This window comes from Lysinibacillus sp. DFXJR4 (assembly GCF_057196045.1).
In genome coordinates this window covers 24,935-37,134 of record NZ_JBXUNW010000014.1, presented here as the reverse complement: position 1 = coordinate 37,134, position 12,200 = coordinate 24,935, and the positions used below count along the sequence as shown (strand labels likewise).

The following is a 12,200-nucleotide window of genomic DNA, read 5'->3' as shown; positions in this document are numbered from 1 at the left end:
ATGAGCAGAGTAAATCAGATTGGCGTAATTTATCTGGGTAGATATATCTGTGAGATGAGCGGAACTACTCTTTGCCTGTGCAGTTTCTTCTGTTACCTGAGCGGTTCTTCTCTTGACCCGAGCGAATTTTTCTCCTACCTGAGCGACTCTTCTCTTGGCCTGAGCAGTTTTTTCTCCTACCTGAGCGATTCTCCCCTTAACCCGAGCAGATCTCCCTTCACCCTGAGCGGTTCTCCTATTTGCCCGAGCAGTTTTTTCTCTAACATGAGCAATTCTTCTTTCCTTTAACTGAACAGATCTAATCAGCCCTACTCTGCAGAAAAAAGAGCCGCTATTCGCGACTCTCTTCCTGTTCTTTTGCTATATGACGATCTTTGGGTGCCCACCAAAACGCAGCGATAATTCCTAGAATTACTACAATAAATGGCGCATAAAACATAAGAAACTTTTCCATTATTCTTTCCTCCTATGCATGATTGTCTTCTTTTCCTGTCACATAATTTTTGTTGAATAAGAATAACTTTAGCAATAAAAATAGTGATGGAATAAGCAGACATAATCCCAAAATAAATGCAATCACGAGTGCAATCGCCATTTGAGTGCTGGTGAAGCTATCATAAATTGTTAAATATGGGTACAGTAAATATGGATATTGTGCGATACCATAGGCAAAGAATGCTACTGCGAATTGGGCAATCAATAGTCCTACAGCCAGACCATAATTTTTTCGCATCGCTATTAATAGTACCGTAATAATAAATAGTACTGCTGAAATGGCAAAGAGCCACCATAAATCAACCATATGATTATAGCTCTCTGGGTTGATGGCTTTCATTTCATACATAATGCCAAGCGCACTAACCATTAAAGGTGCGGCCCAGATAAGCGCATATTTTCGCATTAGATTTGCGGCTTCCTTATCCTTTGCTTTATGGGCATACCATGTTAAAAATACAGCTGAAATATAAAGTACAGCAGCTATGCTCAAAACGACAATACTCCAGGCAAAAGCACTTGTGTAGAGCGTCCAATAATTTAAGACGGGCTGCCCATTTACAATGTCAACATATCCCCCACCAGCAATCGCAAATACTACGGATAGAGAGGCTGGGATAAGTAAGCCTGCTACACCATATGTCAGTGTGTATCCAATATGTCCCCGCGAGCCGTATGATTCAAACGCATAGTAGGAGCCTCGTATTGCAAGGAGCACAAGTGAAATACTAACTGGCACAAGTAAAATCGTTCCATAATAAAAGGCTGTTTGTGGGAAAAATCCTACAATCCCAACAAAGAAAAATACTAAAAAGACATTCGTCACTTCCCAAACAGGTGATAAATAACGCTTAATAATATTTGTTAAAATATGATTTTTCCCAATGAGTAGACTATAGGCATTAAAGAAGCCTGCTCCAAAATCAATCGAAGCTACAATGACATAGCCGAATAGGAAAATCCATAGTACTGATATACCTAAAATCTCTAATGTCATAGGAAATCACCGCCTTTTTCAGAATGGCGATCTTCAATTTCACGTTCAATTGGATTCTTTTTGAACATACGAACCAAAACCACAATACTCCCTATTGCCAATACAGCATATACACCAGTAAATAATAGCATCATTAAATCTACATGATCACTTGTAGTTGCTCCCTCTGGTGTTCGCATTAAACCATATAAAATCCAAGGTTGTCGTCCAACTTCTGCGAGCCACCAGCCAGCTTCAATAGCAATGATAGAAAGTGGTCCTCCTGCGACAATAACCCATCTAAACCAACGTGTGTGGATAAATTGCCAGCCACGTGCTTTCCCCAGTACGTAGAGCAGTGAAACAAGCACCATGAACATGCCGATAAACACCATAATATTAAAGAGATAGTGAATATACAGAGGGGGACGGTCTTCCTCTGCAAATTGGTCTAAGCCAATGACCTCTGCAGTTGGATTATTATAAGCCAAAATACTAAGGGCATATGGAACCTTTATGGCATATTTCACTTCCTCACCATCTAACACACCAAAAAGTATAAGGGAAGCTTTATCTTCTGTTTCAAAATGCCATTCAGCTGCTGCTAATTTTTCTGGCTGATATTCTGCTAAGTACTTTCCTGAAAAATCTCCGATAATTGCGGCTGCAATAGAGAAAATCAGGCCAATCTTCATCAGTAATAATAATGATTTTTTATGGTACACATGCTTAGAACCTCGAAGCATACGGTATCCTGCAATTGCTGCTAAGACAAATGCTGATGTCATATAGGCTGTCACAAGAACATGAGCTACCTTTGTTGGCATTGCTGGATTAAACATTGCTAAAAATGGTTGGATATTCACTAGCTGCCCATCTACAATATCAAAGCCCTGTGGTGCGTTCATAAATGCGTTGACAATCGTAATAAACACAGCGGACATAGATGCACCAACAGCTACAGGAATTAGTAGCAACATGTGCTTTTTCTGACTATCAAAGCGATCCCATGTGTACAAATAAATTCCCAAGAAGATGGCTTCAAAGAAAAATGCAAACGTTTCCATAAAGAGTGGTAGCGCAATTGTTTGGCCAGCAAGCTGCATAAAGTTTGGCCATAATAAAGATAACTGTAAGCCAATTGCAGTCCCTGTTACTACACCGACTGCCACAGTAATAACAAAACCACGTGCCCAGCGTCTTGCCATTAAAATATAATGCTCGTCGTTCTTTTTGTACCCAGTCCATTGAGCAATCATAATCATTAACGGGACACCCACACCAATCGTTGCATAAATAATATGGAACGATAATGTTAGCTCTGTTAATGCTCTACTCCAAAAGACTGCTGATTCATTAATCATCTCATTGCCCCCCTAACTTCCAAATATTCTTCCTAGAATGGAAAGTAGCATGATAATTGCAACACCGAAGCTTAGCCAAATGAGCTTTCTTTCCTGTGACTTATACAAAGGCAACACTTCCTTTCCCTTAGCTATACCCCCATTTTCCACTATTACAACGAAAAAAACCTTTAAAACGGACCGAAATTTCAGCCTATTATAAAGGTTTCAAATTTTGTTCAAGTAATATACGCACATTTGCCAAACATTTTTCTTAATTCATTCACAATCAATGATCACCATGAATTTTAACCCATTTATGGGAATTAACACTAAATTATTGAGCGGTTTTTCAGAACCATAATTAGATGAAAAATTGAAACTTAAGTAATTTAAATCCGTTAATGAATAGCATGGTTTTTTGAACGTTTTCCTTTGACTATCGGGCAGGATCATCTCTTTTTAAGCTTGCTCTCACTATTAAACGGTCCAGTACTCTTGTTAAGCTCTTTCTTTCACCATTGAGCGAAGAATATCCAAATTGAGCCTCCAATTAATCAATCACACTTAAAATCAAAAGAAAAGCTTTCTTGCACTGGATTAAGCACAAGAAAGCTCCTTGGTTTATTTATTCAATTAAAATACGATCTTCCTCACGAATATCTGCAAGTGGTACAAAAATTTCAATATGGCGTTTTAGATTTTCAAACGTGGCAGGTGCATCTCCACCATATTCGCCATCTAGGTTTAGATGTATTTCATCTTCTGTTGTCACTTTTACCACACTAGCTTTTTTATAAATTACTCGATCATCATTTAAATGCTCGCCTCTTAAAGCCATTGCGGCTAGCTGAATAAATTCAGGGAGGCTTACTTTTTTCAATACTAATAACGTAAAGTATCCATCATTGATGCTTGCGTCTGGTGCAAGCTTTTCAAAGCCACCCACTGAATTTGTTAAACCACATAAAAACATCATTGCATCGCCATCGAAAACCTCACCATCATATTCAATACGCATGTGAGAAGCCTTGAGGGATGGAATCATTTCTACTGCTTTTAAGTAATAAGCTAGCTGCCCGAGCATTGTTTTCATTTTGCTTGGTACTTCGTAGGTTAACTCGGTAATGCGACCACCAGCAGCAATATTGATGAAATAGCGTTCCCCATTTAATAAACCTACATCCACTGGCAACGTATCACCCTTTATAATAATATCGACAGCATCTTCAATATTTCGGGGTATATGCACTGCACGGGCAAAGTCATTTGTTGTGCCCATCGGAATTAAACCAACTTTTGGACGTTTTTCGAATGGGCTCACACCTGAAACAACTTCATTTAATGTGCCATCCCCACCAACTGCAATAATGATATCAAAGCCACGTTCTACTGCATTTTTTGCCGCAATGGTTGCATCGCCTTCACAAGTTGTTGCATGACAAGATGTCTCATAGCCTGCTACCTCTAGTTTTTCCAATACTTCTGGTAGATGCTTTTTAAATACCTCTCGTCCAGATGTAGGATTATAAATGATTCTTGCTCGTTTCATAACATACCTTCCTGCTTCATAAGATTCTATTTCATTCAACGAATTATTCGCCGAAATGTTGCACCGTATAAATAGCAGATGCCTCTTAATTTGACTACTTCAAAACTGATGTCACTTGTTTTTTAAAATCTTCATAAACAAATGTCCAATAGGATTGATTCGTTATATTTTCCTCACGAATTTCTGCATATAATGCCTTTTGAGCATCTTCAAATGTAGGATCTTCTTTATCGGGTAGCCCTGCTCGTTTGCTCACTACTAGTTCCTGTAATTGTGGTGCACGAGGTCCCCATTTGCCGATAACCTGTTCAGCATCATCTAATAAAAGATAAATTGGAATAGCGCGACCACCATTTGTTAAATAGCGATCAATTAAATCTGTATCCTCATCACGTAGTACAGCACGCATATCTAGGCCTGCCGCTTCTGCAATTCGGCGAATAATCGGATTGTTTAGCATAGCATCACCACACCAATCCTCTGTAATTGTTAAAATTTTAGGATGCTTGTCTTTTAGCAGCTCGACAAAGCCATCATTTGTTGGCACTTCAAAGCCATCATAAATGCGAAAGCTCTCCTCTTTTAGCGTTGTCATGTTATCCATATATTGCTGAATTGATATTGCTTCATTAAAATATTGTTGCTCTGTTTTCATCGTTGGTATCCCCCTAATGTTTTTATTTTCTATTCTATATTTTGCTATGAATACTCTTTTTAGACAACTGTAAAGCTTTATCAATTTCACACCTGTAGGGGTGGGAGTCTTTTACTGAATAAAGATAAAAATAATGAACTTCTTTATTTATAACCTATAATTTATAGATAAGCTATTATATTATAGAACATCGTACATAAGCGGTAGATAAAAGATGAGGTATAAATTTCTGTTGTGATGATTGAAAAACGGGACGATATTTATTTACCACAAGATCTACGAAGTGGCAACACTTGCAACGATTATCGAAAATTTAACTTAATGCTCGGCAATTGTATCGCTCTTCACTTGATCTGGATGAAAATTAAGTGTAAGCCAAACTATAAAAAGGAAAGATGGTACTAAGGCTTAGCCTAGCACCATCTTTTTTTAACGCTTTGCAATTTCTTGTTGTAATAATTTATTGACCATTGGAGGGTTTGCTTGGCCTTTTGTAGCCTTCATAATTTGACCTACTAAGAAGCCGATAGCACGATCCTTACCATTTTTAAAGTCTTCGATTGATTGTGCATTATTGTCAAGAACCTCTGTAACAATCGCAAGTAATGCACCTTCATCAGAAATTTGAACTAAACCTTTTGCCTTGACGATATCTTGTGCGGAGCCTCCATTTTCAACTAATTCGGCAAACACTTTTTTACCGATTTTAGAAGAAATTGTACCATCAGTGATTAATTTCACCATTTCAGCAAGATTTTCTGGCGTTAAAGCAGTGTCTTTAAGATCCTTTTGCTCTGCATTTAAGTAAGCAGAAACATCACCCATTAACCAGTTGGCAGAAAGCTTAGCATCTGCACCGTTAGCTACCATTGCCTCGAAGAAGTCTGAGATTTCTTTTGAAATAACAAGAACTCCTGCATCATATGGTGTTAAGCCTAATTCTTCAACGTAACGTTTTTTACGTGCATCTGGAAGCTCTGGAATTTCTGATTTTACACGCTCTAGCCATGCGTCATCAATAGAAAGACGAACTAAGTCAGGCTCAGGGAAATAACGATAATCGTCTGTTCCTTCTTTTACACGCATAAGGATTGTTTTACCTGTTTTTTCATCGAAGCGGCGCGTTTCTTGCTCGATAACACCACCAGAAAGAAGAACATCTGCTTGGCGTAACTCCTCATGCTCTAAACCACGACGAACAAAGTTGAAGGAGTTAAGGTTTTTAAGCTCTGTCTTCGTTCCAAATTCCTCTTGACCATATGGACGTATTGAAATGTTAGCGTCACAACGTAGTGAACCTTCTTCCATTTTACAGTCTGATACATCTGTATATTGGATAATGGATTTTAATTTTTCTAGATATGCATAGGCTTCATTTGGTGTACGAATGTCTGGCTCAGATACGATTTCTACCAGTGGTGTACCTTGACGGTTAAAGTCAACTAATGAGTGGTCACCAGCATGTGAAAGCTTCCCAGCATCCTCTTCCATATGAAGTCGCGTAATACCGATACGTTTTGTATAGCCGTCTACTTCAATATCAATCCAGCCGTTTTTACCGATTGGTTTATCGAATTGTGAGATTTGATAAGCTTTCGGATTGTCTGGATAGAAGTAATTTTTACGGTCAAATTTCGTTTCTTGCTCGATTTCCATGTTCAATGCAAGAGCTGCACGCATTGCGAAATCTACCACATTTTTATTAAGAACTGGTAGGACACCAGGATATCCTAAGTCAATAACTGTTGTATTTGTATTTGGTTCAGCACCGAAATGAGCTGGTGCTGGAGAGAAGATTTTTGAGTTTGTTTTTAACTCAACGTGTACTTCTAAACCAATGACTGTTTCAAAGTTCATGTTATTTTCCCTCCCACATTTGAGGAACTTGTTTATGGAACTCCGTTGCTTGTTCAAAAGCATGAGCTACACGGTAAATAGTTGCTTCATCGAAGTATTTACCAATAATTTGTAAACCTAGTGGTAGGCCATTTTCAAAGCCACAAGGAATTGAAATGGCAGGTACGCCCGCTAAGTTCATTGGGATTGTTAAAATATCGTTTGCATACATTGTCATAGGATCATCTACGTTTTCACCAATTTTGAATGCCGGTGTTGGAGATGTAGGCCCAATGATTACGTCAAAGTCTTCAAATACTTTGTCGTAGTCTGCTTTAATTAATGTACGTGCTTGTTGTGCTTTTTTGTAATAAGCGTCATACGTACCAGCACTTAATGAGTAAGTTCCAAGCATAATACGACGTTTTACTTCATCCCCAAAGCCTTGAGCACGTGTTTCTTTATAAAGGTCCATTAAATTTGTAACGTTTTCTGCGCGGAAACCATAGCGGATACCGTCAAATCGAGAAAGGTTCGAGGACGCTTCAGAAGAAGATAAGATATAGTAAGCCGCCAGTGCATATTTAGAGTGAGGAAGTGAGACTTCTTCTACTGTAGCACCTAAGCCTTTTAATACTTCTAACGCATCTAGAACTGACTGACGTGCTGCTTCACCAACACCTTCACCAAGAAATTCTTTTGGTATAGCGATGCGTAAGCCTTTGACATCACCAGTTAGTGCTGCTGCATAGTTTGGTACTTCTACGTTTGCAGACGTTGAATCATTAGGATCTAAACCTGCAATTGCCTCAAGTAAAAGAGCATTGTCTTCAACATTACGTGTAATTGGTCCGATTTGATCTAAAGAAGATGCAAATGCTACTAGTCCAAAACGCGATACACGACCATATGTAGGCTTCATCCCCACCACACCGCAATAAGCTGCTGGTTGACGGATAGAACCACCCGTATCAGAACCAAGCGAGAATGGTACTTCCCCTGCTGCTACTGCTGCGGCAGATGCACCTGAAGAACCACCTGGTACGTGGTTTAAGTTCCAAGGATTTTTTGTTGTTTTATAGTATGAGTTTTCATTGGAAGACCCCATTGCGAACTCATCCATATTTAGTTTACCGATCGTTACCATTCCGGCATCACGTAGCTTTTTTACTACAGTTGCATCATATATTGGCATAAAGCCTTCTAGAATTTTAGAAGCACATGTTGTTTCTAAGCCTTCTGTTACGATGTTGTCTTTCACACCGATAGGAAGGCCAAAAAGTGGTCCACGCTCTTCAAATGGTACTTTGTCCATTTCAGCTGCTTGTGCAGTTGCTTTTTCTTCATTCAAAGCAAGGAAGGCTTGTACATCGCCATCAAGCTTGGCAATTCGTTCATATGCTTCTTTTGTTAAATCAGCGATAGTTAAGTTACCCGCTTTAATGTCAGCTTGTAGCTCCTTTGCTGAACGTTCAAATAACGTCATGAGGAATCCTCCTATTTTTTAGTATTACATGATAGCTGGTACTTTTACTTGACCATCTTCTTGTTCTTTTACGTTTAACATCATTACTTCGCGGTCTAAGCCTTTTGTTGCCACATCTTCACGCATTACGTTTACTAGTGGTAGCACGTGAGTTGTTGGTTCAACATTCGTTGTATCTAGCTCGTTTAATTGCTCTGCGAAGTCTGTAATTTTACCAAGCTGTTCAGCAAATTTTTCTGCTTCCTCTTCTGATATAGCAAGACGTGCTAAATTTGCAACGTGCTTAACTTCCTCTTTTGTTAATTTTGCCATTTTCCACACCTCCGAATACACATTCAAATCATTGTTTTTCTTGATAACAATAGGGTTGAATAAAGTTAACCATACAAATAATCATAACATTTTTCCTATTAAAAATCACAACTTTCACCAAAAATATAGAAACTTTCACTACTATGACAGAGTGTTGTCTCTTATAGGTGTAACCATTTCTTCATTATTTCTATCCCTTCACTTTATAGCTTTTCTTTGGATGAATACATAAAAATATAGCCAGCGCAGAGCTGACTATATTTTATTCATAGATATGCACATAAGGTTCTTTATCATTCGATTTCTTAATAATTAACGCCTCTGGGCCGTTTATCGAAGTAATGCTTACCTCAACATTGGTATTTCCGAAATAATTCATGAGAACACCAGTTAGATATTGGGTAAAACCAATAATTTCTGCTTGACCGAAGAATTGAATGGGTACTTCAATTTTTAGCTTTTGAATTTCTTTATTTTGGTAGAAGCCTGTTCCTATCACACTCGTATAGTTAGAAAAATATTGATCGATATCCAGTTTAAATTTCTTAAAGTTATTGCTATCCTCTCGATAAACATCCTTCGATTCATCGGTTGGGAATAGGACATATTCTTCATCAATCGCTTGCCAATCAGCTACATCATTTTGTCCAGCTTTTGCAACGCCATAGCTAAAATATGTCCCTGGAATAATATCATTATTAGCTTTCTGTTTAAATAAGCCTACTACAATCGGGACATCTTTCAATTCTTCACGATCTCTTAAACGAGAAACAATTTCAGAAGCCATTTTCTTCCCTTGTTCAACAAGTGCTGATTCTGGTATTGGTTCCTCATAATACTCCCCATATTTTACTTTTTGATAATAATAAATAGAGTTTAATGAAAGTCCTATCGAAATTCCACCTAATTTCACTTTATTATCTTTTGTTTTAGTTAAATAATTCTGCTCAACTATATGCGATAAATAAATGGGTGCCTTTTTTGCACGTTCCTCTGCTGGCATAGATTCCGTTGCTGGAGGATTTAAACCATCCTTTTCTTGAGAACTACGCTTCAGCCAATTAGTCACAGTGCTTTTAGCTAAATATTGACCCTCCTGGAAGAAAAAATTTTCTGTGTCAAACTCATTCTGAGAAAGGCGCATCAGGCCTGTTTCTACTTCCTTCATATCATATTTTGTATAAATATTAGAAACTACCAAACCTCTACTAGCACTTTCTTTGTAGGGTGTTAGCAGCTTGTAATAGGATTCATCTATCTTGAAGCTTGGAATAATTGTTGTTTCCGCTTTTTCCTTTTGTGTCTCCTGTGTAAGCTCTGTGTCCTTCTTAGTAGGTACACAGCCGACTAGCATTGTAGCAGCGATCATTGCTGGAATGAGTCGAAATGACTTCATTATTTTAATACTCCTTTACTGAAATTCAATTTTGATGAATCTGTACTTATGTGAACAGAAAGCTGGCATATGCAATTAAAATGCCTTAGCTTTCTGTCAAAGCTGTTAAGACAATACATCAAGTTACATCTAAATTGTTAAACGAGGTTGAGTTGTTCAATCAGGCTGTCCTCATTCCAAACCTCAATACCTAACTGCTCAGCTTTTGTTAGTTTAGAACCAGCATCAGCCCCTGCGATGACAAGATCTGTTTTTTTGCTGACACTCCCTGTAACAATTCCACCTAACTCTTCTATTTTCGCCTTTGCTTCGTTACGTGTCAATTGCTCAAGTTTACCAGTTAAGACAATTGTTTTACCTGCAAAAGGATTATCTCCTACAGTTACCTCTACCCTTTTACCTTTATACATCATATTGACGCCTGCTTCCGCTAGACGACCAATTACTGCACGTGCATCCTCATTTGAAAAATACTCGACAAGAGAAGAAGCCATTTTATCGCCAATTTCATAAATTTCAACTAGCTGCTCCTCTGTTGCTGCCATCACTGCCTCCATCGTTCCATATGTTTCGGACACTATTTTTGCAGCTTTTTCACCAACATGTCGTATCCCAAGTCCAATCAATAAGCGCTCCATTGAATTTTCCTTTGAGGCTTGAATAGCATGCACCAAATTTGTTGCTGATTTTTCACCCATTCGTTCAAGCTCAACAAGTTGTTCAACGGTTAAATGATATAAATCTGATACATCATGAATTAAATCCGCACGCAATAATTGCTCAACAACTTTGTCACCCAGACCATCAATGTTCATTGCATTTCGTGATACAAAGTATTTAATGCTTTCAGCAATTTGTGCAAAACATGCAGGATTTACACAGCGCAATGCTACTTCACCCTCGATACGAATCAGCTCACTATCACAGACCGGACAATTTTTAGGCATCTCGTAAGGCACTGAATTTTCAGGTCGTTGCTCCAGTAGCACTCCTACAACTTGTGGAATAATGTCACCAGCTTTTCGGATGATGACTGTATCCCCTATACGAATATCCTTTTCGCGGATTAAATCTTCATTGTGCAATGATGCACGCTGAACTGTCGTACCCGCTACTTGAACAGGCGTTAAAATGGCAGTCGGCGTTACAACACCTGTACGTCCAACTGTTAAATCAATATCGAGTAAGGTTGTCACTACTTCCTCAGCAGGGAATTTATAAGCGATTGCCCAGCGAGGACTTTTTGCTGTATATCCTAGTTCATCCTGCTGAGCATAACGGTCCACCTTAATAACGATGCCGTCAATTTCATAAGCTAAATTCGAACGGTTTTCTGTCCATTTATCGATAAAGGCTAATACTTCCTCAATCGTTGAACAGCGTTGACGTTCCTTATTGGAAGGGAAACCTAGCCCCTCTAAATAATCAAGCATCTCTGCATGACCATCGATGCCATATACTTCACCATCTCCGCCAATAGCATAAATGAATGTTGATAGCTGACGACTTGCAGCAATTTTAGGATCTAACTGACGTAAAGAGCCAGCAGCTGCATTTCGAGGATTAGCAAACAGCTCCTCACCATTATCAGCACGCTGAGCGTTTAATGCTTCAAAGGATTTCTTTGGCATATAAGCCTCACCACGCACCTCTATTGTGATTGGCTCCTTTAAACGCAAAGGTATCGCGCGAATCGTTTTTAAGTTCGTTGTAATATCTTCTCCTACAACGCCATCTCCTCTTGTTGCTCCTTGTACAAAAACACCATTTTCATATTTCAAGGAAATGGCAAGACCATCGATTTTCAGCTCGCAAACATAGGAAAAGTGATCACCAATTGCTTGGCGCACTTTTCGGTCAAACTCTCGTAAATCTGCTTCATTAAAAGCATTAGAAAGGCTTAGCATAGGAAAATCATGCGTTACCTTTTTAAAGCCCTCTACTACTGCGCCACCAACTCGTTGGGTCGGTGAATCTGGATAAATTAATGAGGGATTTGCTTCCTCTAGCGCAATAAGCTCATGTAATAATTGATCATAGACACTATCTGCTACGATAGGTTGATCCAACACATAGTATGCATGACCATATTCATGCAGTAATTTATTTAATTCTGCAATGCGTTGTTCAATTTCGTTCATTTTAGTTC

10 protein-coding genes are annotated in these 12,200 nt (G+C 38.6%); all 10 read right to left on the bottom strand.

The window, feature by feature from the left end; genetic code table 11:
• Positions 1-331: 331 nt before the first annotated feature.
• Positions 332-454, bottom strand: coding sequence for a cytochrome bd oxidase small subunit CydS family protein (gene cydS, locus AC2CGN_RS20025; protein WP_286924756.1), 123 nt, complete (start codon positions 452-454; stop codon positions 332-334).
• Positions 455-466: 12 nt separating this feature from the next.
• On the bottom strand, positions 467-1,492 hold the full coding sequence (locus AC2CGN_RS20020) for a cytochrome d ubiquinol oxidase subunit II (RefSeq protein WP_484515829.1): 1,026 nt from the start codon (positions 1,490-1,492) through the stop codon (positions 467-469).
• A complete protein-coding gene (locus AC2CGN_RS20015) occupies positions 1,489-2,835 on the bottom strand; it encodes a cytochrome ubiquinol oxidase subunit I (protein WP_369593846.1) in 1,347 nt (448 codons plus the stop codon). The genes AC2CGN_RS20020 and AC2CGN_RS20015 overlap by 4 nt, the downstream gene beginning before the upstream one ends.
• Positions 2,836-3,442: 607 nt before the next feature.
• On the bottom strand, positions 3,443-4,366 hold the full coding sequence (locus tag AC2CGN_RS20010; protein ID WP_283869688.1) for a diacylglycerol kinase: 924 nt from the start codon (positions 4,364-4,366) through the stop codon (positions 3,443-3,445).
• Positions 4,367-4,460: 94 nt separating this feature from the next.
• Complete coding sequence (locus tag AC2CGN_RS20005) at positions 4,461-5,021, bottom strand: thioredoxin family protein (protein WP_484515827.1); 561 nt, start codon at positions 5,019-5,021, stop codon at positions 4,461-4,463.
• 429 nt (positions 5,022-5,450) lie between these two features.
• Positions 5,451-6,878 (bottom strand): Asp-tRNA(Asn)/Glu-tRNA(Gln) amidotransferase subunit GatB, encoded by a 1,428-nt coding sequence (gene gatB, locus AC2CGN_RS20000; protein WP_286924751.1) that lies wholly within the window; start codon positions 6,876-6,878, stop codon positions 5,451-5,453.
• Position 6,879: 1 nt separating this feature from the next.
• The gene (gatA, locus tag AC2CGN_RS19995; RefSeq protein WP_484515825.1) at positions 6,880-8,343 is read right to left on the bottom strand and encodes an Asp-tRNA(Asn)/Glu-tRNA(Gln) amidotransferase subunit GatA; all 1,464 of its coding nucleotides are present in this window, start codon (positions 8,341-8,343) and stop codon (positions 6,880-6,882) included.
• 24 nt (positions 8,344-8,367) lie between these two features.
• Positions 8,368-8,655 carry an Asp-tRNA(Asn)/Glu-tRNA(Gln) amidotransferase subunit GatC gene (gatC, locus tag AC2CGN_RS19990; RefSeq protein WP_054772107.1) on the bottom strand — a complete coding sequence of 96 codons (288 nt, stop codon included), beginning with the start codon at positions 8,653-8,655 and terminating at the stop codon, positions 8,368-8,370.
• A gap of 262 nt (positions 8,656-8,917) precedes the next feature.
• Positions 8,918-10,051, bottom strand: coding sequence for a CamS family sex pheromone protein (locus tag AC2CGN_RS19985; RefSeq protein ID WP_286924749.1), 1,134 nt, complete (start codon positions 10,049-10,051; stop codon positions 8,918-8,920).
• A 137-nt stretch (positions 10,052-10,188) separates the two neighbouring features.
• Positions 10,189-12,192 (bottom strand): NAD-dependent DNA ligase LigA, encoded by a 2,004-nt coding sequence (ligA, locus tag AC2CGN_RS19980; protein WP_429989515.1) that lies wholly within the window; start codon positions 12,190-12,192, stop codon positions 10,189-10,191.
• Between the last annotated feature and the right edge of the window lie 8 nt (positions 12,193-12,200).

Bases quoted from the DNA above. Each gene is read 5' to 3' on its own strand.
- AC2CGN_RS20020 (WP_484515829.1), bottom strand. From the start codon at position 1,492: ATGACATTAGAGATTTTAGGTATATCAGTACTATGGATTTTCCTATTC.
- gatC (WP_054772107.1), bottom strand. From the start codon at position 8,655: ATGGCAAAATTAACAAAAGAGGAAGTTAAGCACGTTGCAAATTTAGCA.
- cydS (WP_286924756.1), bottom strand. From the start codon at position 454: ATGGAAAAGTTTCTTATGTTTTATGCGCCATTTATTGTAGTAATTCTA.
- gatA (WP_484515825.1), bottom strand. From the start codon at position 8,343: ATGACGTTATTTGAACGTTCAGCAAAGGAGCTACAAGCTGACATTAAA.
- gatB (WP_286924751.1), bottom strand. From the start codon at position 6,878: ATGAACTTTGAAACAGTCATTGGTTTAGAAGTACACGTTGAGTTAAAA.
- AC2CGN_RS20015 (WP_369593846.1), bottom strand. From the start codon at position 2,835: ATGATTAATGAATCAGCAGTCTTTTGGAGTAGAGCATTAACAGAGCTA.
- AC2CGN_RS20005 (WP_484515827.1), bottom strand. From the start codon at position 5,021: ATGAAAACAGAGCAACAATATTTTAATGAAGCAATATCAATTCAGCAA.
- AC2CGN_RS19985 (WP_286924749.1), bottom strand. From the start codon at position 10,051: ATGAAGTCATTTCGACTCATTCCAGCAATGATCGCTGCTACAATGCTA.
- ligA (WP_429989515.1), bottom strand. From the start codon at position 12,192: ATGAACGAAATTGAACAACGCATTGCAGAATTAAATAAATTACTGCAT.
- AC2CGN_RS20010 (WP_283869688.1), bottom strand. From the start codon at position 4,366: ATGAAACGAGCAAGAATCATTTATAATCCTACATCTGGACGAGAGGTA.